The sequence below is a fragment of the Aureisphaera sp. genome, assembly GCF_059726885.1.
In genome coordinates, this window is the sequence record NZ_AP041051.1 from 426,688 (window position 1) to 451,783 (window position 25,096).

At 40.5% G+C, this 25,096-nt stretch carries 22 protein-coding genes and 1 tRNA gene; 4 read left to right on the plus strand and 19 right to left on the minus strand.

The features are described from left to right. The first annotated feature begins 24 nt into the window (after positions 1 to 24). From AC6JAD_RS02075 to AC6JAD_RS02085, 3 genes are all read left to right on the plus strand, one after another. Complete coding sequence (locus AC6JAD_RS02075; protein WP_461302806.1) at positions 25 to 1,131, plus strand: helix-turn-helix domain-containing protein; 1,107 nt, start codon at positions 25 to 27, stop codon at positions 1,129 to 1,131. Positions 1,132 to 1,217: 86 nt separating this feature from the next. After that, positions 1,218 to 2,357 carry a T9SS type A sorting domain-containing protein gene (locus AC6JAD_RS02080; RefSeq protein ID WP_461302805.1) on the plus strand — a complete coding sequence of 380 codons (1,140 nt, stop codon included), beginning with the start codon at positions 1,218 to 1,220 and terminating at the stop codon, positions 2,355 to 2,357. Positions 2,358 to 2,507: 150 nt separating this feature from the next. Continuing rightward, positions 2,508 to 3,488, plus strand: coding sequence for a YpdA family putative bacillithiol disulfide reductase (locus AC6JAD_RS02085; RefSeq protein WP_461302804.1), 981 nt, complete (start codon positions 2,508 to 2,510; stop codon positions 3,486 to 3,488). Here AC6JAD_RS02085 and AC6JAD_RS02090 read toward each other — a convergent pair. From AC6JAD_RS02090 to AC6JAD_RS02100, 3 genes are all read right to left on the minus strand, one after another. After that, positions 3,469 to 4,302: a zinc-dependent peptidase gene (locus tag AC6JAD_RS02090; protein ID WP_461302803.1), complete on the minus strand. Its 834-nt coding sequence runs from the start codon at positions 4,300 to 4,302 to the stop codon at positions 3,469 to 3,471. The genes AC6JAD_RS02085 and AC6JAD_RS02090 overlap by 20 nt on opposite strands. A gap of 97 nt (positions 4,303 to 4,399) precedes the next feature. Beyond that, entirely contained in the window at positions 4,400 to 5,098 is a 699-nt protein-coding gene (locus tag AC6JAD_RS02095; RefSeq protein ID WP_461302802.1) for a Bax inhibitor-1/YccA family protein, read from the minus strand. Positions 5,099 to 5,137: 39 nt separating this feature from the next. Next, positions 5,138 to 5,671, minus strand: a complete 534-nt coding sequence (locus AC6JAD_RS02100; RefSeq protein WP_461302801.1) for a DUF8685 domain-containing protein — start codon at positions 5,669 to 5,671, stop codon at positions 5,138 to 5,140. 637 nt (positions 5,672 to 6,308) lie between these two features. Between AC6JAD_RS02100 and AC6JAD_RS02105 the strand changes: the two genes are divergently transcribed. After that, positions 6,309 to 7,142, plus strand: a complete 834-nt coding sequence (locus tag AC6JAD_RS02105) for a hypothetical protein (protein WP_461302800.1) — start codon at positions 6,309 to 6,311, stop codon at positions 7,140 to 7,142. Positions 7,143 to 7,378: 236 nt separating this feature from the next. On the opposite strand, the gene AC6JAD_RS02110 is transcribed toward AC6JAD_RS02105, so the two are convergent. From AC6JAD_RS02110 to mraZ, 16 genes are all read right to left on the minus strand, one after another. Then, a tRNA-Arg gene (locus AC6JAD_RS02110) sits at positions 7,379 to 7,452 on the minus strand. Between the two features lie 10 nt (positions 7,453 to 7,462). After that, on the minus strand, positions 7,463 to 7,912 hold the full coding sequence (locus tag AC6JAD_RS02115) for a GatB/YqeY domain-containing protein (protein ID WP_461302799.1): 450 nt from the start codon (positions 7,910 to 7,912) through the stop codon (positions 7,463 to 7,465). 76 nt (positions 7,913 to 7,988) lie between these two features. Further along, positions 7,989 to 9,383 (minus strand): metallophosphoesterase, encoded by a 1,395-nt coding sequence (locus AC6JAD_RS02120; RefSeq protein WP_461302798.1) that lies wholly within the window; start codon positions 9,381 to 9,383, stop codon positions 7,989 to 7,991. 202 nt (positions 9,384 to 9,585) lie between these two features. Beyond that, the gene (ftsZ, locus tag AC6JAD_RS02125; RefSeq protein ID WP_461302797.1) at positions 9,586 to 11,583 is read right to left on the minus strand and encodes a cell division protein FtsZ; all 1,998 of its coding nucleotides are present in this window, start codon (positions 11,581 to 11,583) and stop codon (positions 9,586 to 9,588) included. Between the two features lie 82 nt (positions 11,584 to 11,665). Further along, positions 11,666 to 13,006 carry a cell division protein FtsA gene (gene ftsA / locus AC6JAD_RS02130; RefSeq protein WP_461302796.1) on the minus strand — a complete coding sequence of 447 codons (1,341 nt, stop codon included), beginning with the start codon at positions 13,004 to 13,006 and terminating at the stop codon, positions 11,666 to 11,668. 3 nt (positions 13,007 to 13,009) lie between these two features. After that, a complete protein-coding gene (locus tag AC6JAD_RS02135) occupies positions 13,010 to 13,726 on the minus strand; it encodes a cell division protein FtsQ/DivIB (protein WP_461302795.1) in 717 nt (238 codons plus the stop codon). After that, positions 13,716 to 15,071: a UDP-N-acetylmuramate--L-alanine ligase gene (locus AC6JAD_RS02140; RefSeq protein WP_461302794.1), complete on the minus strand. Its 1,356-nt coding sequence runs from the start codon at positions 15,069 to 15,071 to the stop codon at positions 13,716 to 13,718. The genes AC6JAD_RS02135 and AC6JAD_RS02140 overlap by 11 nt, the downstream gene beginning before the upstream one ends. Then, positions 15,068 to 16,168, minus strand: coding sequence for an undecaprenyldiphospho-muramoylpentapeptide beta-N-acetylglucosaminyltransferase (gene murG / locus AC6JAD_RS02145; RefSeq protein WP_461302793.1), 1,101 nt, complete (start codon positions 16,166 to 16,168; stop codon positions 15,068 to 15,070). The genes AC6JAD_RS02140 and murG overlap by 4 nt, the downstream gene beginning before the upstream one ends. Further along, entirely contained in the window at positions 16,165 to 17,358 is a 1,194-nt protein-coding gene (locus tag AC6JAD_RS02150) for an FtsW/RodA/SpoVE family cell cycle protein (RefSeq protein WP_461302792.1), read from the minus strand. Before AC6JAD_RS02150 ends, murG begins: the two co-directional genes overlap by 4 nt. A 9-nt stretch (positions 17,359 to 17,367) precedes the next feature. Beyond that, positions 17,368 to 18,702 carry a UDP-N-acetylmuramoyl-L-alanine--D-glutamate ligase gene (murD, locus tag AC6JAD_RS02155; RefSeq protein ID WP_461302791.1) on the minus strand — a complete coding sequence of 445 codons (1,335 nt, stop codon included), beginning with the start codon at positions 18,700 to 18,702 and terminating at the stop codon, positions 17,368 to 17,370. Positions 18,703 to 18,704: 2 nt separating this feature from the next. Beyond that, complete coding sequence (gene mraY / locus AC6JAD_RS02160) at positions 18,705 to 19,937, minus strand: phospho-N-acetylmuramoyl-pentapeptide-transferase (protein ID WP_461302790.1); 1,233 nt, start codon at positions 19,935 to 19,937, stop codon at positions 18,705 to 18,707. Between the two features lie 2 nt (positions 19,938 to 19,939). Further along, positions 19,940 to 21,403, minus strand: coding sequence for a UDP-N-acetylmuramoyl-L-alanyl-D-glutamate--2,6-diaminopimelate ligase (locus AC6JAD_RS02165; RefSeq protein ID WP_461302789.1), 1,464 nt, complete (start codon positions 21,401 to 21,403; stop codon positions 19,940 to 19,942). Further along, positions 21,400 to 23,400: a penicillin-binding protein gene (locus tag AC6JAD_RS02170; protein ID WP_461302788.1), complete on the minus strand. Its 2,001-nt coding sequence runs from the start codon at positions 23,398 to 23,400 to the stop codon at positions 21,400 to 21,402. The genes AC6JAD_RS02165 and AC6JAD_RS02170 overlap by 4 nt, the downstream gene beginning before the upstream one ends. Positions 23,401 to 23,403: 3 nt before the next feature. Further along, positions 23,404 to 23,721 (minus strand): FtsL-like putative cell division protein, encoded by a 318-nt coding sequence (locus AC6JAD_RS02175; RefSeq protein ID WP_461302787.1) that lies wholly within the window; start codon positions 23,719 to 23,721, stop codon positions 23,404 to 23,406. Continuing rightward, positions 23,722 to 24,618: a 16S rRNA (cytosine(1402)-N(4))-methyltransferase RsmH gene (gene rsmH / locus AC6JAD_RS02180; protein ID WP_461302786.1), complete on the minus strand. Its 897-nt coding sequence runs from the start codon at positions 24,616 to 24,618 to the stop codon at positions 23,722 to 23,724. It lies immediately after the preceding gene. Next, positions 24,605 to 25,075, minus strand: coding sequence for a division/cell wall cluster transcriptional repressor MraZ (mraZ, locus tag AC6JAD_RS02185; RefSeq protein ID WP_461302785.1), 471 nt, complete (start codon positions 25,073 to 25,075; stop codon positions 24,605 to 24,607). The genes rsmH and mraZ overlap by 14 nt, the downstream gene beginning before the upstream one ends. Positions 25,076 to 25,096: the final 21 nt, after the last annotated feature.

The following is a 25,096-nucleotide window of genomic DNA, read 5'->3' on the forward strand; positions in this document are numbered from 1 at the left end:
TATCTTGAAATTAAAATTGGATAGATGCAGACTATACCTTCTTTAGACACCTGGACATCAGGGTTTTTGCTAGCTGTGGCCCTAGGTTTATTTTTGTTCATCTTACTGATTAGCAGTCAAAACAAAAAGAATCTTCCCATTGCATTCCTAATTTTGGCATTCTCTGTTATTCTATTTCAGTATGTATTGTATTGGACACGGTACGAGGAGACATTTCCCTATCTTGTATTATTGCCTCCTTTTTGTTATTACCTTACTGGACCCCTACTCTACTTATACCTCTTACGGCTTTACAAAAAAGATATTTCATTCAATTACGGATTGCATTTTCTGCCAGCTGCCATTATGCTTATTCCCAATGTTGTTCTTTGGATGAAATACTTAGGCCTCACCGAAAGCCGGATAGTATTCCTCAAATTAGCACAACAGCATTGGTTTATTGCAGCCCATATGTTAGTGTACACGTTTCTATTCTTTCGGCTGGTATATAAAAATGCGGACAAAGACAACATCTCCGAATTTTCAACTGTAAGAAATCGCTGGGCCCGCGTACTCGCTAGTCTATATTTCCTATTCGTGCTGGCCTATATTTCCTATTATGTCCTCGTGAATTTTTCCTTTTTCAACGATCAATGGGATTATATGATTTCTATCATGATGAGCCTAGGCATCTACACTATTGGGTACTTTATTTTTATGCAACCCCAGGTTTTTAATGGTGAGCTATATTCACAATTATTCCTGCCTATTAAGAACAAGAATGAGTCACTGGAATCCTCCTTAATGAGTGAGCTTTTCGAAAGATTAACCCAACACATGGAGCAGGAGAAACCTTTTATAGATAATGAACTTCGATTGGTTCATTTAGCAGATCAACTAGGTTTTTCCACTCATTTACTTTCTAAAGTCATTAATAAAAAAGCGGGGAAAAATTTCAATCAATTTGTGAATGAATATCGCTTGCTTGAGGCTCAGCAGCTTTTAAGTGAAGGCGATGAATCCAGTATTAAAAGCATCTACTTTGAAGTTGGTTTCAACAACAAGGCTACTTTCTACAATGCCTTTAAGAAGAAATTCAATTGTACCCCAACGCAATACAGAAATGCCCGGGCAGAAGGTCTTAAAACTTAAATAAAGAGTTTACAATTATAAAATTGAACGGGTTATTATATAGGAATTTGGTTCTTCGTATCAGATAACGTTAAAATCCAATTCCTATGAAAAATCTAAAACTTTTTTTACTACTAACACTGCTATGCAGCGTAAGTTTCCTTCATGCACAGCAAGACTTCATCTACGTAAGTGATGCTGGTAATTTTAATGGACAACCTTGGCAAATTATGCGCTATGATGCCGATGGCAGCAATCCGCTCGTATTTATTGACAATGACTTTTTTGTAGATAATAACGTGGGGTGGCCACAGGACATTCTTTTCCTAGAGGACCAAGGAGTGGTACTCATTTCATGTTTGGTCGGTAATAGAATTACAAAACACGACGCCAATACAGGAGAGTATATCGAAGATTTCGCAGCCATTGCTGGAGGTCCAACTCGAATGAAAATCCATCCTACCGATGGTTATATTTATGTATTGCAATGGAGCAACACTACCAACAAAGTACTTCGGTATGAACAAGATGGCACTTTTGTGGATGAATTTACTGAAATCGGGGTGCAACAGAGTATTGGCATAGATTGGGATATGGGCGGAGGCCTTTTTGTTTCCTCTTATGGTGGAGGAACCGTTCGTAAGTTCAATCCATCGGGAACTGATGCCGGTGAGTTCATAGATACCGTCGAATTGCAGGGACCTACGAACATACATCAATTGGACAATTTTAATTGGGTGGTACTTGACTGGAGTGGCGGAAATGCCGAATTGTACGATCCACAAGGTGATTATATCGGTGAGTTCATTAGCGGACTGTCCCAACCGGAGGGAATTGCACAAGATGCCAATGGCGATTTACTTGTTGGAAATGGCGGTGACGGGTCGGTAAAAAAATACGATAGTGACGGAAATTTTATCGAAAATATCGTCCCTTCCGGTTCTGGAGGTCTTATGCAACCCAATGCCGTAATTATTAGGGAAGATGTAATTGCAGGAGTGGAAGATGTTGAGTTCGAAAAAGTAAAAGTCGCTCCCACCATGGGAAACGAATTCGAAATAAGAATGAATAATGTTCCCGTAAAGAAATTGGAAGTAATTTCCATGGATGGTAAGAGAGTTGCTGACATTCCCGTTTCGGACACTTTAGTCTGGAATGCTTCTGCCCTAACAGAAGGCATCTATTTCTTGATGATAACCTTGGAGAACAACAAAAAAGGAACACAGAAAATAGTTGTTAAACGATAATTCCTTGATCCAAAAATTTTGGTAGACTGAAGGTTCAGGTTACTGAGTTTTTGTTTTTGTAAGCCCATTGCCGTATCTCGGTAATGGGTTTACATGTTTCCGTCCTATCCTATGGGAAGTTAATTACCCTGTAAAGTAGTATTTTTGAATATGCTAAAAGAACTAGACGTTGTCATCATTGGAGGAGGGCCTATAGGTATTGCCTGTGCCCTGGAATGCAAAAAGAAAAACCTGGACTATGTGGTGTTAGAAAAGGGTGCCTTGTGTAATTCTTTGTTCAATTATCCATTGAACATGACATTTTTCTCTACTTCAGAAAAATTGGAAATAGATGACATTCCTTTCATTAGCAACAATGCCAAACCCAATAGAAATGAGGCACTGGAATATTACCGCAGGGTAGCCACTTCTAATAACCTAAACATTCATTTGTTCGAAAAGGTATTACAGGTGAAAAAAAAGGATGGTCTTTTTCATGTACAATCAGAAAAGAGCAAGTATCGTTCTACAAATACTATTATATGCACGGGTTTTTATGATATCCCCAAACTTCTAAATGTACCGGGAGAGGATCTGCCGAAAGTTTCCCATTATTTTAAGGAAGCGCATCCTTATGTAATGCAAAAAACCATTGTGGTAGGTGCCAGCAACAGCGCCGTAGATGCCGCGCTGGAAATATGGAGAAAAGGTGGTGATGTAACTATGGTGGTTCGTGGACCGCAAATTGGGGAACGGGTAAAATATTGGGTGCGACCTGATATTGACAATAGAATTAAAGAGGGAAGTATTAAAGCTCTTTTCAATGCTGAAATAAAAAATATAGAACCTACAAAAGTCACTGTGAACACCCCAAGCGGATTGGTTGAAATGGAAAATGATTTTGTCATCGCCTTAACCGGATACCTGCCCAACTTTGCCTTCCTAGAATCTTTGGGTATTGATATAACCGGTGACAATAAAGCGCCTAGTTACAATGAGAATACCATGGAAAGTAATGTAAGTGGACTTTATCTAGCAGGAGTTGTTTGCGGTGGAACACAAACCCATAAATGGTTTATAGAAAACTCAAGGGTACATGCAAAGATCATCGCAAATGCCATTGTTAACTCCCCTAATATCCTGCAAACCTAAAATTCAGTAACTTTTGGGTATAGGTATATAGCTGTGGAAAGTGTGTCTTAAAATCGTTGGGTGATTCTATGAAATATTCGGACAACACCGCCATAAATTCATACTGATTCGTAAAAGCATATGACCTAAAATATTGGGTCTCGTCTAATTTGTCCTTCACCTCTTGGTGGGTCAGGCGTCGTAAAATATTCTGAAATTGCTTTGCAAAGCGCGTTGAATCCAGATCCCTGCTTTTGCGAGCTTCCAATTGCATTGCGTGCATAAACTCGTGTATTCCCAAGTTTCGGTTATCATTCTGAATTTTATACCCGCGTTCAAAGTCTTCCCATGAAAGCACCAATGCTTTCCCCTTGGGGTTAAATTCACCTTTATGCATGGCTCCGTTCATAGTGCTATAAAACTCGCTAGGATAAATCAGGATGTGTTCAATAAGCCCATAATCGAAATTCTTCCTTCCAAAACTCAGCATGCAGCCAATGGCACCAATTAAGGTTTTCATTCTATCCGTAATCTCCAATCCATCCCTTCCTATGAAGTTTTTATCCTTTATAAAGGTGGCGACCCGATGCTGAAATTGTCTTTTCTCTTTTTTCGAAAGTAGATTATAAAAGGAAACCTCGCTTTCCAGCACAGCAACTTGAGTTGGCCTCAATTTGCGATAAATGAAATAGTTTCTATACAATGGCCGGTCATACCTACTGGCATACCAATTTTCGAACACCCTAAAGAGGAAAAAGGCGAATCCAAGCAATACTATGGCATAGGCATAAGGTGCCAACCATGGAGCATTCTCTTCGGCTTGGATTAGTAACATTTTTTCGATTTGGAAGGAACAAGATAGCGATTATTTTACTATGCCCCAGTAATTTAGTATAGTAACGGAAGAAGTTCCCTTAAATTATATGTAAACCCTAATCGTTGCCCAGAATACTCAAAACATACCAGAATAATAGCATCAAGGAAGCAAATAACCCTAAAGAGGCGGCCACATACTGGTCCTCTTCATACCTGTGAATCATATTGGAGGTTTGATATAAAATGGATCCTCCAGCCAGCACTACCATGCCCACGCTAAATACCAGTCCTAGGTTAAAGCCAAAAAGGATACCAGCTACAATTAGACCTATGGCGACGAACCCACCAATCATTAAGGCAGATTTTAAAAAGGAAAAATCCTTTTTAGTAATAAATACTATTGCCGAAAGCCCCATAAAAAGTGATATGGTAATAATTGCGGCCTGATATAAAATGCCGCTTCCTGCATACTCTAATGAGAATAAAAGAAGTGGAACAAAAATAAATGCTTCGGCAACTACATATAACAAAAGCCCTAAATATTGTTGGTTTTTATCGTGTGACTTAACCGCCATTTTTTCAGCATAGGTCGTAACCAACATAAACCCTCCTAACATGATAAGCCACAACGATCCTTGGGTTAAGGAAAAAGCGAGCTGAACTACGGCTGGAATCCTAAAAAAGATCGATTCAACCACGATAAACAAAAGTACCGCCAATGCCAAATGTGTGTATGTTTTGCGGTAAAAGGCAACTCTTGCTTCAGAATCCAATCCTGCAACTTTAGGTATTTCTGGAGATTTTATTTCACTCATTTCTTATGCTTTAACGTATTTATTATTGAATTGTCTCAACTATTTTTTTGAAGATTCCCCTTTAAAATGCTGAGAATTATTTTTGAACAGCACATTAAAAGTAGTCAAGCTACCATAGCACCGTGTAATATATTGCTGTAAATCTATTTTCTCTTGCTCGTCAAGGACCTTGCTAGAATTTATTTTCTGCTCCATTACCCGTAATCGGTCACGTAGCATCACAATCTTATGAAAGAAAGTGTTAATTGGGATTTCCTTATTCGCCAACCCTGGATCTTTGGGCTGAAGGATGATCGTTCCTCCTTTGTACTTATCTGCAATGGGAACAATTTCACTAACGTCGCTCCATTTTTTAAGTATGGCTCTTAAGCTACTCTCTACTTCATAAAAGCTAACGGTATCCAAATCATCGTCCGAAGCCTCGATAACTTCGAAATCGTCATTTATCTCAATTGTTTCCAGACCACTATCAATAAAGGTGACCCAATACATTTTGGAATCCACATTGGTCACCACACCTTTACCATATTCTGGGTGATTAATTCGAGAACCAATTCCTAATATCTTATTCATAAATGCTCATTAATTTTTAAGCAAGATACTAAGTAATTCGAATTGGATGCAATGAAATAATTAAATACAATGAAAAAAATTGAAAGCCATTTAGCATGTTCCATATGAAAGGATTCATGCTCAAAATACCATAATTCGATTTAGAAGTGTATTCTACTAATGCATCGCTCTAGCAATCATCGCAAGGTGGGTCGTCTAATACAATTAATGGTTGACCATCATCCAGATTTGAGGGTTGATGGGTATCCGGGGACACAAAATTAAGGTTGAACAGAGCTGCTACTAAAAATAAAAAGGGTGCAAACATGATTGATGAATTTTAATTATTAATGATTCCTATAAAGTTAAGGTTTTTTTAAACCTCAAAAAAGATTCATCTCCCAACTAATCTGCCCGACCCAACTCATTTCCAATTTTCATTTGGAAAATGTTTTTCAAAAAATCCTAAAGAAACTGTAATAGGTCAATCTACCTGTTTTTAAATTCAGGCTATTTCACTCTATTCTCAACTTACTTAAATACAGACATTTGAAATACAATTAAAACAATATTTCGATTAAGTAGCTACCGTCTGTTTTAATTGTTAGGGGAGATGCCGAAAACCCAAAGAGTAGGCTAAACTTGTTAAAACAAAATTATGAGTACTTTAAAAAAACAAACAATCGACTTTTCTGTTGACAATCCTAAAGCAACAAAAAATTTATCACTACCGTTATACCAAGGAGCGGCTTATAGAGCCGATTTCGACACATGGTCATTAATACAGAGCGGTGGTTTCATGAAGTTCAACCTTTCACTTTCAGAAGCAATTCCAGTAGAATGGACTATGAATATCTGCGCTGCCTTGGTGAATGGAAAGGCAAATAACCCAATTAGTATTACAGTAAACGGTAAGAGCTTTGTAAATTCTTACAGTGAGCATAATGCCAACTTCCATGACGTAAGTTGGGTAATTCCTTCTTCCTTATTGCAAAAGGGAGATAACGAAGTTAGGGTAATACTAGATTCGTCGGCCACTACACAATTATTTATTAAAGCTGTAGGCGTAGATCAGGCAGTACTGTCTAATCAATCTATCGACCTTTCTATTCCTAACCCATCCCAGTCCGCACAATTGTCTATGCCGTTATATCAAGGCGCTGGTTATAGAGCAGACTATCGCACATGGTCACTATTGGTAGATAATGGTTTCATGCGTTTTCAGCTAGACATTTCGAACCCAATAGATGTAGCGCTAACACTGAATATTTGTTCTGCGTTGGTGAATGGTGTTGCCAATTCCCCAAGTACCGTTACGGTAAATGGAACTACTTTTTGGAATTTAAACCCGAAAAGTGGAAATTTTGGTCCATTTTCCAAAACCATCCCAGCTAGTTCCTTAAAAGCGGGAGCCAATATAATTGAGCTAAGTTTGGATGATAACGCCACTGGACAATTATTCATAAACGAAATAATGGTTTATGGCGGCTAGAATGCAGCACAAATTGCTATTAATTAAAAAAGGTGCCATTAAAATGGCACCTTTTTGTTTTATGACCCTAGGAGGATTAACTAGCGTTGATCCTTACAAACTCACTGCTGCAAATAGAAAACCACAAGCTACCGCTCTGGTTCCTTATTTTTTTTTCCGAAACCTTGAAGCTTTTGGCTTCTAGATTTCTCCATAGAAAAAAGAACCACGCCGATGGCGTGGTTTTCTGCTTGATGTGACCCCGGGAGGATTCGAACCCCCAACCCTCAGAGCCGAAATCTGATATTCTATCCAGTTGAACTACGGGGCCAATAATTGGCTTACGCCAAGCGTTGTTTTACAATAGTAGAAATGGTTTTACCATCTGCCTTACCCATGAGTTTCCCATTGGCCATTCCCATGACCTTTCCCATATCTTTCATAGAAGAGGCACCCGTTTCGGCTATAATAGCATCTACTACTTTGGCCACATCTTCTTCACTCATTTGTTCTGGCAAAAACTGTTCAATGATCGCAGCCTGGTCAATTTCAGGTCCTGCCAGATCATCTCGTCCTTGCTCGGTAAAAATAGTTGCACTATCCTTACGTTGCTTTACCAATTTCTGTAAAAGTTTAATTTCTTGATCTTCAGAAAGTTCTTGTTTAGCACCGCTTTCAGTCTGGGCCAATAGCAACGCACTCTTAACAGCACGAAGAGCCTCTAAAGCCGTCGTGTTCTTTTCCTTCATGGCCATTTTCATAGCCTCCATAATCTCCTTCTGTAAACTCATAATTGAAAATTAAAACAGACCGCGAAGATAATCAATAAACCTTACTAATGAAAAGGATTTCCTATTTCAGAAGTGATTACATATTTGGTAAAACGTCCAACCCCGAATCGTAATTGTAGGTCGCTGGGACATCGTGTCTCACATTGTAATTTTCTTCCATAAGATCGACAATTGCCTTTCTCCCTGCTGGAGTTGCATCGGAGCTAATTCCAGAAATACAATCCAGCATAGTTTTGGCACCTGTACAGCCGCCATAGGTAGAATTGAATGAATAATGCTGACCGGGCGAAAAAGTGAATCCGCTTGCTGCGCTATCGGCGTACCACGTAGTGTAATTAAGCAATTCGTAGCCACTTGAGTCATATTCGAATATTTTCATTCCAGGGTTGTTATGATGGTTTACGCTAATTCCTGGAGTAGATATACACAATTCAATTAACTCATTCTTGTCATTAAACACTCGTTTCAATTCGTCCATGTGCGTATGACTGGTCAAAATACCCGTGATTTGATCCTTATGATGATCTACTAGCGATACAAATTCCCCCACATAGGTATTCCCATTTTTTAAGGTATCTGCAGGATGATTTCTCCAAAACATTGCGTCTTTAGAATAGCCATCCCTACCAGGAGGAATATGCATTCCAATAATTACTTTCTCATTATTCGTTTTAGCCTCGGCCAATTGAGTGCCCATCCAATCAAACTGATCTTGGGCGGCGTCATATTTATCGATTTGATCCATACTGAAATAGTTACTGGAAAGTATAACAGTATTCAACATCAACACCCTAAGATTTGACGCCCTCGTTGTATCCTTACCCATAGGATACGCACTATAGTAGCCTAGTGTTTTGTTTCCTGTTCTTTGAAAGTAACTATCGGACTTAGTGCCCCTTATAATAGGCCAATCTTTGGTTCCGGTGGTGTCTAAAGTAAACGGGGTAATGGTATCTGTTTTATGAATATAGGCAAATGAGGCATAATCCCCCGAATATCCATCATTGTTACCGGGAAGGTATAGTAAAGGAACATCTGTCGTATCCGAAATACTGCGCAATCCTTTTAAGACCAATCCAATATCATCATGTATTTTGGACGAAATGGAATGTGAAGGAACGGCCTTTTCTAAGCACTTATCATTCGAATGAACGGGCAAATCGCCTAGGTAAAGAATGAAATTGGGCTTTTTGCTCTTAATTAACGACACAATTTGTGCATGCGCCGAATTCCAGAGGGCTGTCCCAGTATCACAACCATAGATAACATCGGTAACCGCATCGTCCAAATGAATGTCGGAAATAGTCATGAATGTAGGATTAACCGAAATGTCTATGTCCGCTTCTTCCTCATTGTCTTCAAAAGAATCATTGTCTGAATCATTGGAATTTCCATTCCCCTTACAAGCAAATAGAATAGCTCCCATTGCCATTAGCGCACATATTCTTGAGATAGTTGTGAATTCTTTCATGGTTATGGATGGTTATTGTGAAACAGTTGTAAAGCTAACCTTCTCATTTACAAAATCTCATACGTATAAATACTTAAAAAGCCAGGCACCATGGTACCTAGCTTTTTAATATGGAAACAAATGGATAGTTCTCAAGAAAAAACCTTCCAAGTCATTCAACCTGAAAGGTCCGCAGACATCGCGGTCTTGAGGAGCTAAACCGTTAGTCTACATTATCATGTAAAAAAGAGTTATTGCTTCTTAGATCGATATCGTCATCATCAGTATTCACCGATGTTCTCGAAATATTCGATTCGCTAGAATCAATTTCCTCCAATTCTATTCCTGCTCTTTTGTAGGCAGGCTGTTTTTCAATGTCTTCGATTTTGGAAGCACTATTCCTGAATTTATAATTGAACTCTTTCATTTTCCGCTTGCGTTCTTCAGTTCTATCTTTTAGCAATTTGGAAATAGGAGAGTTCAACGGGTCCGCAGACTCATCTACATCTTCCTTGGTATCAGGCTGTTCTACCGTTCTTGTTTCGAATGCCACTTCTTCATCTTGGACGGAATTTGGCTTTGCACCTAACAACTCGTCCTCTTTTTCTTGGTAATCGTCTAAACTATATCGCTTAATTCCCTCTTCGGTCACTTCGGTTACTGGAACTACCTCGATAGGATCCTTTACCTCAATATCTTCAATTCGTTTTACCAATAACTCAGGTTCTTCTTCCTCCAATTTCATTTCTGTAGTCGCCGTTTGCTTTTCTGCAGGTGGCTTCGCGTTAATTGGAAGGTCGAACATTAACATTTGCTCTTCGATCTCATTTTGCTCGCTACGAACTATTGTCGATTCTTCCTCTTGAACCTCTTCAGCGCTATCGGCAGATACAATTACAAAATCATTTACGTCTATCTGATTGATCTGAATTTGTTCGAATTCTGCCAAATAATGAATATCGATAAGTGTAGATTCTACCTCTATGTTCTTGATCAATTCGGTGGTCTCTATATATCCTTCGAAGGGAAGTTCTTTCTGCACTTCTTTCTTAGCCATTGGCTTTTCCTCTTCTTCATCGAAAAGTAAGGTATGACGAATCACTTTCTCTTCCTCTTTCTCTGCAATAGGCACTTCAATAGCGGTTGGCTTGGGCATTAAATCGTGCTCTGCCTTCTGCTCTTCTTCCAAGGTATGTATGATCTTCTTTGGATCGGTATTAACAATCTCGTCTTGTTGCTCGGCATTAAAACCTGTAGCAATTACGGTAATGGAAACCGCACCTTCCAGTGCTTCATCCTCTCCAACACCCATGATGATATTTGCACTGTGACCAGCTTCCGCCTGAATGTGATCACTAATTTCACCGATTTCATCGATAGTGATCTCTTCGGTTCCAGAAACTATTAGTAGCAATACATTCTTCGCTCCTTTGATTTTGTTGTCATTCAATAATGGTGAATCCAATGCCTTGGTGATGGCTTCTTGTGCCCTATTGGCACCACTAGCACTGGCACTACCCATTATAGCCGTTCCACTGTTGGCCAATACGGTCTTCGCATCACGCAAGTCAATATTTTGCGTATAATGATGCGTTATTACCTCGGCTATTCCACGAGCAGCAGTAGATAACACTTCATCGGCTTTGGAGAAACCTGCTTTAAAACCAAGGTTTCCATATACCTCACGAAGTTTATTATTATTAATTACAATTAAAGAATCTACATTCTGACGCAGTTTTTCCACTCCAATCTGCGCCTGATCATTTCTTATTTTACCTTCAAATTGAAAGGGAATAGTAACGATTCCTACCGTAAGGATATTTAACTCCTTAGCCATTTTAGCAATCACTGGAGCGGCTCCTGTTCCTGTTCCACCTCCCATTCCGGCTGTGATGAAAATCATTTTGGTGTGGGTCATCAACATATTCTTGATGTCCTCAACACTCTCCACTGCCGCTTGTTCACCAATGGATGGGTTGGCACCTGCTCCCAATCCTTCCGTAAGGGATACCCCTAATTGAATTTTTATGGGCACAGGGCTATTCTCTAATGCTTGCGCATCTGTATTGCAAATCACAAAATCTACCCCTTTTATGCCTTGGCTAAACATGTGGTTAATGGCATTGCTACCACCACCTCCAACACCAATTACCTTGATGACATTGGACTGATTCTTGGGCAGATCGAACGAAATATTCTCAAATTCTGTGTTACTGCTCATATATTTCTTATTTGTGAGGTTAACAATCCTTCTCAGGATTCTTGTTTAGTTAGTTGTATTGATTCTTGTCTTCTGTTATGTTTTATTCGGCGTTGTCCAAAAATTCTTTGAACTTTTCTGCCCATTTATCGAAAAAGCGTTTCCGTTCTTTCGGTGTCTCATCCATGATCTCATTCTCTTCTGGAATAATTTCCTCCGAGTCCTCCCCAGAAGTAACTGCTTCATGAGTTATTTTTACTTTCTCCAACTGGGTGTTCTTTTCTTGGGCTTCCAGACTATTCATTACCAAACCAACGGCAGTAGCATACATAGGGCTTGTGGTTTCGCTATCGCTATCGCCCGCCAAATGTTCGTTGGGATATCCCACACGGGTATCCATGCCTGTAATATATTCTACCAATTGTTTTAAATGACGTAACTGTGAGCCACCTCCGGTTAGTACGATACCCGCAATTAATTTTTTCTTTTGTTCTTCGTGGCCATAATTCTTGATTTCCAAATACACTTGCTCCACAATTTCCACCACACGTGCATGAATGATTTTGGATAAATTCTTAAGGGTTATTTCCTTTGGCTCCCTTCCACGTAATCCGGGAATAGACACAATCTCGTTATCCTTGTTCTCGCCTGGCCAAGCCGAACCAAATTTAATCTTCAACAGTTCCGCCTGCTTCTCTATAATGGAGCAACCTTCTTTAATGTCTTCAGTAATTACGTTTCCACCGAAAGGGATTACTGCCGTATGACGAATAATACCGTCCTTGAAAATCGCCAAATCCGTAGTTCCACCCCCAATATCGATAAGTGCTACTCCTGCTTCCTTCTCCTCCTGACTTAATACCGCATTAGCAGAAGCAAGTGGTTCTAATGTTATTCCTGAGAGTTTAATCCCAGCACTTTTTACACAACGGCCAATATTTCGAATGGAGGAAACCTGCCCTACCACCACATGGAAATTGGCTTCTAAACGTCCTCCATACATCCCAATGGGCTCCTTCACCTCTGCCTGTCCATCGACTTTAAAATCCTGTGGAAGTACATGTATAATCTCTTCGCCGGGTAGCATGACCAATTTGTGCACCTGATTGCACAAACGATCTATATCCTCATCGTCAATCACTACCTCACTATCGGCTCTTGTTATATAATCACTATGTTGTAAGCTTCGTATATGCTGTCCGGCAATACCCACTACAACATCTTCAATCTTCATCCCTGAAGAAGTTTCTGCATCCTGAATTGCTTGCTGAATGGACTGAATGGTTTGGGTAATATTATTTACCACTCCGCGATGAACCCCTAGACTTTTGGATTTTCCGATTCCTAGGATCTCCATTTTACCATATTCATTTTTCCGCCCAATCATGGCCACGATTTTCGTGGTACCAATATCTAACCCTACAGCAATACTATTGTTTTCCATGATTTATTTTTTTGTCGCTACCACTTGACTTCCAAATTGTAAGTCTACAAGACGGTAACTTGTAAGCTTATTGTCTCGTTTTGCCTTTTGATAAAAAGCCTTAAAATTCTGAAACTTCCTTTCCACATCCTCAAGATTTCCCAACCGTACATTGAAATCCATTTTCCGCATTTCGAAATCGATCATTCCATTTCTATTTTTATGAATCCCCACTACGCTTCTTTTCATAAATTCGTCATCCCGAATCTGGAGAAGCAAGGAAGTTAACTCGGTAAAATTCGTTTTGGACGTACCCGTTACTATTGGAACCCGTGCCGCATACACACTGGAAAGCGGCATTTTTTCTCCATCTTCATCTACATAGTAACCAGGGTTATCGGCGACCCGAGCGATAGGATTGCGCTGTTCAATTTTTGCACCCAATTTCCCATCAACCGTTACAAACACTTGAGCTTCACGCACCATAGGGTTTTGCAACAATCTATATTCCATCTCTTTCAAAACTAAAGTTTCTTTAGTGATGCTCGTAACGCTATCCTCATTTTGTATTAACAATTTATTAACCGTAGAAAGGGTTATAAATGGACTGTTCTCATCTGTAAAATGCACCTCCAAACCTGTTAGTTTCCTACTCTTATTCCGTGTTTGGGTAAAACCATACAAAAGCCCCACCAATACAAGGGCCAATACCATTCTAATAACGCTCCAATTACCCTTCATCTTGCACGTATTTGGTTACTTTTTCAACCTCGGCGCCAATATCGCCCGCCCCAACCAGTAATTTCACTTTACAGGTAGATTTATGGACCACTTCAGGCAAGCCTTCTTTTGAGATCACCCTAACCTCTTTTTTATAAATTTTATCACTTAGCCATTGCGATGTGACACCTGGAATAGGCTCCTCCCTTGCTGGATAAATTTCCAACAAAACCACCTCATCGAATCGTCCCAAACTTTCGGCAAAACCATCCACAAAATCCCTAGTTCTACTGAATAAGTGTGGCTGAAAAACAATAAGTGTCTTTCCCTCGGGATACATTTCTGAAACGGCTTGGTGCAATGCATCAATTTCGGTTGGGTGGTGTGCATAATCATCTATGAGCACCATGTCTTCCCTCCGAATTTTATAGGTAAAGCGCCTTTCGACACCTTTGAAACTTAATAAAGCTTTGGGCAGGCAGGAAGTTGGGGTTCCCGCGAAGATTGCCATACCCAAAGCTGTTACCGCATTGTGTAGGTTATGATGTCCAGGGAGTAAAAACGTTAGGTTTTTAATAGTCTCTCTAGGGGTCTTTAGGTCGAAAACATAAGTTCCGTTTTCAATTCTAATATTTTGAGCCTCAAAATCGGCAGACTCATTTATAGCAACGGACTTACCCTCTAATGGTAGTCCTTTTTTATACAGCAGATTATCTTTTCTGGATAATAACCCAGCGAATTCCTTGAAGGAGGCTTCGATCGATGTACTGTCTCCATACACATCCAAATGATCGGCATCCATCGAGGTTACACAGGCTATGTCTGGGCTTAGTTGAAGGAAAGAGCGATCGAATTCGTCCGCTTCGACCACAGTTATTTCGGTTCCTTTGCTAATGAAGTTGGAATGATAATTTTCTGCGATTCCACCCAAAAAAGCCGTGACCGGCATGTCGCATTCGGCCAATAAGTGTCCCAGAATTGCGGAAGTGGTCGTTTTTCCATGTGTTCCAGCAACCGCCAAACAAAGTGTATCCTTGGTTACTTCGCCCAAGAACTTCGCACGTTTCATTACAGAATACTCATGCTTATTGAAATAATTCAAAATGCTGTTGTTCTTTGGGATAGCTGGTGTGTACACCACTAATGTATCTTTTGGATTCAACTTTTCAAGATCCAATTCGGTAACCGCATCCGTAAAGGTGACTTCCATGCCTTCAATGATGAGTTCATTCGTTAGCCTGGTGGGTGTTTTATCATATCCCCAGACACTTTTCCCCAATCGCAATACATACCGAGCCAATGCACTCATCCCTATGCCTCCAATACCGACAAAATAGATGTTATGTATGTCTTTCAAATCTTTCAAGGACGTAGGAGTTTTTCAATTTCGATCACAATATCTGTAGTAGCATTGGGCTTGGCCAGCTTCTTTATATTTTCAGATAACTTCTTATTCTTATGGGCGTCATTCATGATTTCGGAAAACACAGATTGAAACTTTGCTTCCAATTCTGTTTCCTTTAGCATTACAGCAGCTTCCTTACTCACTATAGCTTGAGCGTTCTTGGTTTGATGGTCTTCGGAAACGTTGGGCGATGGAATAAAAAGCACGGGCTTACCTACCAAACACAGTTCTGAAACCGATAGCGCTCCTGCACGGGAAATGATGATATCCGCGGCTGCATAGGCCAAATCCATTCGGTTCAAAAACGCGTGCACCTGAACATTCCCTTTTTCTTGGTCCTTGTATTGTTCGAAATAATATTTCCCACATTGCCAGATCACCTGAACATTTGTTGACTCTAGATAATTCAATTCGCGATAAATGAGCTCATTTATTTTTCCGGCTCCTAGACTTCCTCCCAAAACCAGCAAGGTTTTCTTTGAAGGGTTCAGCTTAAAAAATGTTATGGCTTCTTCCTTTTTTGAGGATACGTCAAGCAAATCCTGACGCACAGGATTGCCAGTTAGCACAATTTTTTCCCTCGGGAAGAAACGCTCCATCCCTTCATAAGCCGTACATATTTTTTGTACACGTCCGCTCAACCATTTATTAGTGATCCCTGCATGACTGTTTTGTTCCTGAATTAAACTTGGGATGCCCTTTTTGGATGCAACACGCAACAAAGGGGCGCTCGCATAGCCGCCTGTACCAATGGCAGCATCGGGCTTAAATTTTCGTACAATGGCCTTTGATTTCCAAAGGCTGGAAATCAATTTGAAGGGAAACATCAAATTCTTTAAATTAAGGCTCCTTTGAATTCCTGAAATCCACAAACCTTCAATTTCATAGCCAGCTTGCGGGACCTTTTCCATTTCCATTCTGTCCTTTGCTCCCACGAACAAAAACTCCGATTCTGGATACCTTGATTTTAATTCATTGGCAATAGCAATTGCAGGGTAGATGTGTCCACCGGTTCCTCCACCACTTACTATGAATCGATATGCTTGCTGTTTACTCAAATGGTTTCGCTTAAAATATCCAACGGGTTTTCTTCTTCTGTTTCTTTTATTTGTACTTCGCGTTTCGCGCTTACGCTCAACACCATTCCCATGGCCAAACAGGTCATCCATATGGAGGTACCACCACTACTTATTAGCGGCAAGGTTTGTCCCGTAACAGGGAACAACTCAACAGCAACTCCCATGTTTATCAATGCCTGAAATATGATGGGTAATCCCACCCCAATGACCATAAGTTTTCCGAATGGAGAATCGCTTTTATGCACCACGATTACTAATCTAAACAGGAGCAGCAAATACAACAGCAACAGAAACAATCCTCCACCAAGACCAAATTCCTCAACTATAATGGCATATATAAAATCAGAAGATGATTGTGGTAAAAAATTCTTCTGAACGCTTTTGCCTGGTCCAAGACCTGTTAGTCCTCCTGAGGCAATGGCAATTTTGGCCTTTTCTATCTGATAGTCTGCTTCTGTATCCTCATTATCCACAAAGTTTTTGATACGGTTTTCCCAAGTCTGCACTTTCACGGTTAAGGATTCTATGCCTGCCACTTTAGCAAAACCATAGAAAACACCCAAACCGATGACACCTGCCATTAAAATGACCCCCAAATACTTTATGGGATAACCACCTATAAACATTAGCACACAGATCATGGCAAAGATGATGGCTGTAGTCGAAAAGTTGGCAGGTAAAATAAGGGCCAAGATTACGAATACGGGTAGCCATAGCGGCAATAAGGTTTCCTTAAAGGTTATTGTCCTGCCCTTGATCTTTGAAAGATACCGGGCTACATAGGTCATTAATACTACTGCGGCTAATGTAGACGTCTGAAATGTTACACCCACAAAGGGTACCCGAATCCACCGACTGGCATTTGCGCCACCTATAGTTGTACCCTGACTTAGGGTAATTAACAATAACACCAATACAACTGGTAAGGCAATTATGGAAAGTCCTTTGAAATAGTTGTATGGAATGCGATGCACTCCATATAGAATGGCAAATCCCAATAGCAAATGTGCGAGGTGTTTCAGTAAAAACTTGAACGTGTTTCCATCTCCGTACAAATAGGCCAAGTTGCTACTGGCACTATAGACGGGCAAAAAGGAAAAGAGGGCCAACAACGCCACAACGGCCCAAATCGCTTTATCTCCTTTTATGTTACTAAAAATAGTTCGCACTTTGTTATTCTATAATTCCCTTACTGCATTTTTAAATTGTCTCCCGCGCTCTTCGTAGTTCTCGAACAAATCGAAACTTGCACAAGCAGGCGAAAGCAACACATTTTCACCACGTTCGGCCAATCTATAGGCAACTTGCACTGCATCCCTCATACTTTGTGTCTCAACAATCATATCTACCGCATTACTAAATGATCTTACTATCTTGTCATTATCTACCCCAAGACAAACAATGGCTTTCACCTTTTCATTTACCAAGGGTAGTAATTCGGAATAGTCATTTCCTTTGTCTACTCCTCCAACGATCCAGACAGTTGGTACTTCCATACTATCTAACGCGTAAAATGTAGCATTTACATTAGTTGCTTTAGAGTCGTTGATATACATGACTTTATTTATTTTCAATACTTTTTCAAGACGATGTTCAACACCTTGAAATTGTTCAAGGGATTGTCGTATCGTTTCTTTTCGGATATTCAACAATGTTGCTACCGTGGATGCGGCCATGGCATTTTTAACATTGTGTTTTCCTTGTAATCCTAGTGTGGCGATTGGCATAGTTATTTTTTTGTTTTTTATGGTTATATGTATTTCTTCGTTCTTTAAACAGGCTCCATTTTCAATATTTTTCGTTAATGAAAATGGTAACTTCTGGGCCTTGATTGGATAGTTGGCTACCCACTTTAATATTTCCTTATCATCTCCATCATAAATGAAATAGTCCTCCTCTGTTTGGTTCATCGTAATTCGAAACTTAGCAGCGATATAATTTTCGTATTTGCCATCGTATCTATCTAAATGATCTGGACTTAGATTGGTAAGTACCGCTATATGCGGCACGAAATCTTTTATACCGTCTAACTGAAAACTGCTTAGTTCCAGCACGAAGTGATCGAAGTTCCCTTCGGCCACTTTTTGGGCAAAGCTTTCACCAATATTACCAGCTAGGCCTACATTTAAACCTCCATCTGCAAGCAATCGGTACGCAATACTGGCGGTGGTGGTTTTTCCATTACTACCGGTAATTCCAACCAAATTTGCTGTGGTAAACTGTCCTGCAAACTCAATTTCGGATATGACAGATATTTCGTTTTCTATCAATTTCTTTACTATAGCTGCAGTATCAGGAATCCCAGGACTCTTCATGATCACATCGGCGTTTAACATTTGCTCCAAGGAATGTCCTCCTTCTTCCCAAACTATTTCATGATGTATAAGAACTTGTTTGTACGATTCCTTTATTTTTCCGAAGTCGGAAACAAAAACTTCATATCCTTTCTTCTTACCTAATAGGGCCGTTCCTACTCCACTTTCTCCAGCACCAAGCACCACCAGACGCTTCATAACTACCGTATTTTCAATGTTACTATAGTGAGCACCGCCAATACGATCCCCACAATCCAAAATCTGGTAACAATCTTACTTTCGTGATAACCCTTCATTTGATAATGATGATGCAAAGGCGACATTTTAAATATCCGCCTGCCTTCACCAAATTTCTTCTTAGTGTATTTAAACCAACTCACTTGCATGACCACCGAAAGGTTTTCCATGAGAAAGATTCCGCATAGGATGGGTATGAGCCATTCCTTTCTAATGGCAATGGCGATAACCGCAATAATTCCTCCAATGGTTAAACTCCCTGTATCGCCCATGAACACTTGTGCGGGGAAAGCGTTATACCATAAAAACCCTATAAGCGCACCCACAAAAGCCATGATAAAGATGGTAAGCTCTCCTGTATTGGGTATGTACATAACATTCAGATAATCTGAAAAGATCACATTACCAGAAACCCAAGCGAAAATTGCCAATGTTACCCCAATAATGGCAGAGGTACCTGCGGCTAAACCGTCAATTCCATCCGTAAGGTTGGCTCCATTGGAGACCGCTGTGATAATGAAAATGACAATTGGTATAAACACGAGCCAAGCGTATTTTTTATAGTCCTCACCTGCCCAAGTCACCAACTTTTCATAATTAATTTCATTTCTGCTCACAAATGGCATAGTGGTAAGCAATGTCTTTTCCGCCTCATTAAATTCCTGCACCCCTCCTTCGGCCACTATCTCTTCGTTATTTATGGGGTTTACCTTTTCAGTTTTTACGGTAATGTCTGGATGAAAGAACATGGTCGCACCTACAATGATTCCCAAACCTACCTGTCCAACAACTTTGAATTTTCCGGGGAGGCCCGCCTTGTCGTTTTTGAATTTCTTTAAATAATCATCCATAAAACCAATGGCGCCCATCCACACGGTAGTAACCAAAAGCATGATGACATAGATATTTTCTAATTTGGCAAATAACAGTACTGGGATAATGGTGGCGAGTATAATGATGATCCCTCCCATTGTCGGCGTTCCAGCCTTCTCCTTTTGCCCTTCCAGACCTAAATCCCTTATCGTTTCCCCCATTTGTTTTCTTCGAAGGATGCGAATAATCTTTTTACCATACACCGTGGCTATTATAAGGGACAAAATAGTAGCCATAGCCGCCCGGAACGTGATAAACTGAAACAAGCCAGCACCTGGGAGATCATATGTTTTGTCTAGATAGTCGAACAGATAGTACAGCATAGTTATTTGTTGAGGGCGGTTAGTAGTTCGTTTACGATCTTGAAATCATCGAAATCATTTCGCACACCATTTATTTCTTGATACGTTTCATGTCCTTTTCCAGCGACCAAAATGATATCTCCTTCCTCGGCCATTTGGCAAGCTGTTTTGATTGCTTGTTTTCGATCTACGATAGAAAGTGTCTTTTTATAATTTTCAGGAGGAACCCCAGCTTCCATCTGTTCGATGATTTCTTCCGGATCCTCGGATCTTGGATTGTCACTGGTAAAAACAACCTTATTGCTTAATTGGGTCGCAATTTGAGCCATCTTGGGTCGCTTTGCTGCATCCCGATCGCCTCCACAACCTACTACGGTAATCAGCGTTTCATTTCCAGTTCGAATGGTATTTATGGTCTCAAGAACATTCTTTAAGGCATCTGGTGTGTGGGCATAATCTACTATGGAGGTCACCCTATTTTCGGACACGGAATACTGAAATCTTCCGCCTACACTTTCGAGCGTGCTAATAAGTTGTAGCACTTCCATGGTCTCCATACCCAACAAATCTGCCGTACCATAAATAGCCAATAGGTTATAAGCATTAAACCCACCTATCAACTTTACCCACAACTCATTATTATTTATTTTAAGCAATAATCCAGAGAATTGGTTTTCAAGAATTTGTGCTTTGTAGTTGGCCAAAGTTTTCAACCCATAGGTATACTTTTTGGCTTTTGTGTTTTGAAGCATGAAGGCTCCATTTTTATCGTCGTTATTGGTTAGGGCAAAGGCACTTTTTGGCAACTGATCGAAAAAGGTCTTTTTCACATCTCGATACTCCTTGAAACTTTTATGATAGTCTAAATGATCATGAGAAAGATTGGTGAAAATGCCTCCGGAAAAATGAAGGCCTTCTGTTCTCTTCTGATGGATTCCATGGGAGCTAACTTCCATAAAACAAAACTCCACCCCAGCTTCTACCATCTCCTTCAACCGCATGTTAATAGTTACGCTGTCCGGTGTAGTATGTGTGGCAGGATACTCTTTCGATCCCACCAATATCTTTACTGTGGATAATAATCCAACTTCATATCCAGCTTTCGTAAATAAGTCATATAGCAGCGTAGAAATAGTAGTTTTGCCATTGGTTCCCGTGACACCAATCAGTTTTAGGTTCTCTGACGGATTATCATAGAAGTTGGCTGCCATATATGCCAGCGCATGTTGGCTATCTTTTACTTGAACATAGGTGATGCCATTAATAATCTGTTGGGGTAATTCTTCGCAAATAATGGCAAGTGCTCCATTTTCACAGGCTTTCTGAATATATTCATGACCGTCGGAAAGGGTTCCCCTAATCGCTACAAACACATCATTTAATTGCACCTTTCTAGAATCGAATTGAATGTCGGTGATGGGCACAGCTGTATTCCCTACTACTTTTTCTAGGGTTACTTTATACAATATGTCGCGCAACAATATCATTTTAGGTGCAATGTTATTTGTTGTCCATTTTTAAAAGCTTCTCCTTTTTTGAGGGATTGGGAAATCACCGATCCATTTCCAACCAAGCGCACCTTCAAACCTGAATTTTCCAGCAGGGATACCGCATCCATTCCCGCCATACCCATTACATTGGGCATCTTTTCATAGCGGTTCTGAACCTGGGCGTAAAATTCTTGATAATCACCGCCCAACTCGGGATCATTCTCGTCCGGATCGATGACATAATCAATCAATGGGCTGTCGGTAAAAATCTTTTGTGCTATTCTTTTAAAAACTGGACCCGTTACATCGGCTCCGTAGTATCCCTTTTTGGTGCTGGGCTTGTGTATCACAACAATACAAGAATACTTGGGGTTGTCGGCTGGAAAGTAACCCGCAAAAGAAGATATGTATCGTTTATTCTCGGCCCAATCGGCTGCGGCATATTCAGTACGCGCCGTTCCCGTTTTACCGGCCATGGAAAAATACTCCGAATACAAGGATTCTCCCGTTCCGCGTTTCACCACATTCTCCAATATATTCTGCATCTGTTTCAAAGTCTCATCAGAACAGATTTTATAATTGATAATATCCGTTCCAAATTCATCAACGACTACGTTCATTCTTCGAATCTCCTTAATAAATCTTGGCTTCACCATTACACCGTTGTTGGCAATGGCATTGTAAAAGGTTAGTGTTTGAAGGGGCGTAAGGGATAAATTATATCCATAGGCCATAGAAGGCAGTGCATTCCGACTCCAAAGCTTATGGCCCGGTTCGTAAATCGCAGGCGTTCCTTCTCCAATAATGGGAATACCTATCGGCTCGTTCAGTTTCCATTTTTTTAACTGATCAATAAACTTCTGAGGGTCTTTTTTATACCCTTCATCGACAATTGTTGCCAAGCCAATATTAGACGAAACCTCCAATGCCCTAGCAACTGAAATCTCGCCATAACCACCATGCCTAGAGTCATTAATGGTTCGCCCATAAAATCTTTTTGCTCCATTTTTAGTATCCACAACAGTCGAGGTATCTACCACCCCTGCTTCCAATGCCGCCATGAGCGCCATTACCTTAAATGTAGATCCAGGCTCATGACTTTCCCCCACAGCATAGTTTAGTTTTTCATAGTATTTACCATCTGAGGTCCTACCTAGGTTTGATACTGCTTTCACTTCTCCAGATTTCACTTCCATTACAATAACACTACCGTGCTCTGCCTCATAATGCTCCATCTGTTTTAACAAAGCATGATGGGCTATATCCTGAATGTTCACATTAATAGTGGAAATGATATCATAGCCATCTTCCGGTTCAATCTCATTATCATCGTACACGGGTTTCCATTGCCCCTTGGCGATCTTTTGCTTTAAGCGCTGTCCTTTTTTTCCTTTTAAAAACTTGTCGAAAGCACCTTCAAAACCCACTTCATATACGCCTGGTTCATTTCTCATTTCATTACCGATGAGGCGTTCCCCAATTTTGCCCAAAGGATGCTCACGCACTGTCCGCTGTTCTACAATAATTCCACCTTTGTAAGGACCTTTTTCAAACAATGGCATACTTTTCACTGCTACGTAATCGGAATACCCAAGACCTTTAGCCACCAATAAATAGCGGTTTTTGTTGGCCCGTGCTTTTCTGAAAAGGTTTTCATAATAGGAAGGTGATCTACCGAAAAGCTTTCCTAATTCCTTTGATAGAGGTGCTAAATACTCCTTGAAATCATCTGAAGACACCGTGACTGCATCGAAGCGAATATCATATTTGGGGACCGAGGTGGCCAAAAGACTTCCGTCGTCAGCATACACATTTCCCCTATTGGCAGCAATGGTAAAATTCTTGGTGGTGTTCTTTTGAGCCAAGTCGCGATATTTATCCCCATCTACAAACTGAATGCTCACCAGTTTAAATGCGATAAGGGCCGCGAAGATGAACATACCTCCGGCGATAAAGTAGAAACGGTTTAATATGCTCTTTTCTTCAACCGACATGCTTTACCTCTCTGTCTTTATTACCACTTTACTGGGCGGCGTTTCCGAGGGGAACAGTCCTCGTTGCTCCATCGCCCTAATAATTTTACTTTCCATTTTAGCTTGCATGAGCTGCATCCTTACATCTACATACTCGCTTTTTAGTTCCTTTACTTCGTTATTGAGCCTAGCTATCTCATGCACCTTGCGATCTGCACTGTGCGAGCTCCCTATCATCACCAATGCCAAGAAGGACAGGAAAATGATAAAACGCCAATTCTTGAACGCATCATCGCTCACCAAGAATCTACCTTTCACAATATTGTAGAAGCTCTTCTTCATTTATAGTTTTTCTGCTACCCGAAGCTTTGCACTTCGAGCCCTGCTATTTTCATTTATTTCTTCATCCGAAGGGATTACAAACTTGCCTACTGGCTTAAAAGGCACTTCTACCCTACCAAAGACATCCTTTTCCGGCTCACCTTCAAACATTCCATTGCGCATATAGCGCTTTACCAATCGATCCTCTAAGGAGTGGTAGGAAATTAAACTAAGCCTCCCTCCAGGTTTTAACACCTCCTGAGTCTGCATGAGAAAATCCTTCAATGCCTCCAACTCCTGATTCACTTCTATCCGAATAGCCTGGTATATCTGTGCTAATATTTTATTCTCCTTGTGTTTGGGAAGAAATCGACCCAAAGCCGATTTTAATTGATTGCTAGTCTTAATGGGACCTGTCTGTCTCGCTTCTACGATCACACGGGCCATCCCCGCAGCAGCGCGCAATTCCCCATATTGGGAAAGCACCTTCCGAAGATTGGCTTCGGCATACCCATTAACCACCTGAAAAGCAGATAACTCATTATCTTGATTCATCCGCATATCCAGATCCGCTTCGAACCTTGTTGAAAATCCGCGTTCCGGCGCATCGAACTGATGTGAAGAAACTCCAAAATCCCCTAGGATTCCATCGACTTCCTTATGGCCGTAAAAGCGAAGAAATCGTTTGAGGTATCTGAAGTTTTCATTGATGAGCATAAAACGCGGATCATCGATAGCATTTTCTAAAGCGTCTTTATCTTGATCAAAGGCGATGAGCTTTCCATCGACCCCCAATTGTTTTAAAATTTCCCTGGAGTGCCCTCCTCCACCAAACGTAACGTCTACATAAACACCATTAGGTTTTACCTGTAAACCCGCTACCGTTTCATGAAGCAAGACCGGATTATGATATTCCATTAGCATCATTTGCATCTCCCATTACTTCCTCGGCCAGATCGGCGAAATCGTTGGCCGCATCATTAATGGCTTGTTCGTATTTCTGCTTATCCCAAATCTCAACGATATTGATGGCCGAAGACACGACCAACTCTTTACCAATACCAGCAAAAGACATCAAGTCCTTCGGGATATTGATTCTACCGGTTGCATCCATCTCTAACGTGCGAACCCCAGCAGTAAAACGACGAATGAAATCGTTGTTCTTTCTATTAAACCTATTCAGTCCACTCATTTTTTCCATGAGCTTTTGCCACTCCTCCATAGGATACAATTCCAAACAAGGCTGGAAAACAGCACGCTTAATAACAAAGCCAGCCCCTGAAACAGGAGCTAATTGCTTTTTCAAATCGGCCGGTACCATAACCCGCCCTTTGACGTCTGCTTTACATTCGTATGTCCCAATGAGATTGAGCACTCAGTACTGATTTTTATCGAA

What these genes read in the sequence shown, in the direction of transcription:
- AC6JAD_RS02075 (WP_461302806.1), top strand. Translation starts at nt 25, where the DNA reads ATGCAGACTATACCTTCTTTAGACACCTGGACATCAGGGTTTTTGCTA.
- AC6JAD_RS02080 (WP_461302805.1), top strand. Translation starts at nt 1,218, where the DNA reads ATGAAAAATCTAAAACTTTTTTTACTACTAACACTGCTATGCAGCGTA.
- AC6JAD_RS02085 (WP_461302804.1), top strand. Translation starts at nt 2,508, where the DNA reads ATGCTAAAAGAACTAGACGTTGTCATCATTGGAGGAGGGCCTATAGGT.
- AC6JAD_RS02090 (WP_461302803.1), bottom strand. Translation starts at nt 4,302, where the DNA reads ATGTTACTAATCCAAGCCGAAGAGAATGCTCCATGGTTGGCACCTTAT.
- AC6JAD_RS02095 (WP_461302802.1), bottom strand. Translation starts at nt 5,098, where the DNA reads ATGAGTGAAATAAAATCTCCAGAAATACCTAAAGTTGCAGGATTGGAT.
- AC6JAD_RS02100 (WP_461302801.1), bottom strand. Translation starts at nt 5,671, where the DNA reads ATGAATAAGATATTAGGAATTGGTTCTCGAATTAATCACCCAGAATAT.
- AC6JAD_RS02105 (WP_461302800.1), top strand. Translation starts at nt 6,309, where the DNA reads ATGAGTACTTTAAAAAAACAAACAATCGACTTTTCTGTTGACAATCCT.
- AC6JAD_RS02115 (WP_461302799.1), bottom strand. Translation starts at nt 7,912, where the DNA reads ATGAGTTTACAGAAGGAGATTATGGAGGCTATGAAAATGGCCATGAAG.
- AC6JAD_RS02120 (WP_461302798.1), bottom strand. Translation starts at nt 9,383, where the DNA reads ATGAAAGAATTCACAACTATCTCAAGAATATGTGCGCTAATGGCAATG.
- ftsZ (WP_461302797.1), bottom strand. Translation starts at nt 11,583, where the DNA reads ATGAGCAGTAACACAGAATTTGAGAATATTTCGTTCGATCTGCCCAAG.
- ftsA (WP_461302796.1), bottom strand. Translation starts at nt 13,006, where the DNA reads ATGGAAAACAATAGTATTGCTGTAGGGTTAGATATTGGTACCACGAAA.
- AC6JAD_RS02135 (WP_461302795.1), bottom strand. Translation starts at nt 13,726, where the DNA reads ATGAAGGGTAATTGGAGCGTTATTAGAATGGTATTGGCCCTTGTATTG.
- murD (WP_461302791.1), bottom strand. Translation starts at nt 18,702, where the DNA reads ATGAAGCGTCTGGTGGTGCTTGGTGCTGGAGAAAGTGGAGTAGGAACG.
- mraY (WP_461302790.1), bottom strand. Translation starts at nt 19,937, where the DNA reads ATGCTGTACTATCTGTTCGACTATCTAGACAAAACATATGATCTCCCA.
- AC6JAD_RS02165 (WP_461302789.1), bottom strand. Translation starts at nt 21,403, where the DNA reads ATGATATTGTTGCGCGACATATTGTATAAAGTAACCCTAGAAAAAGTA.
- AC6JAD_RS02170 (WP_461302788.1), bottom strand. Translation starts at nt 23,400, where the DNA reads ATGTCGGTTGAAGAAAAGAGCATATTAAACCGTTTCTACTTTATCGCC.
- AC6JAD_RS02175 (WP_461302787.1), bottom strand. Translation starts at nt 23,721, where the DNA reads ATGAAGAAGAGCTTCTACAATATTGTGAAAGGTAGATTCTTGGTGAGC.
- rsmH (WP_461302786.1), bottom strand. Translation starts at nt 24,618, where the DNA reads ATGGAATATCATAATCCGGTCTTGCTTCATGAAACGGTAGCGGGTTTA.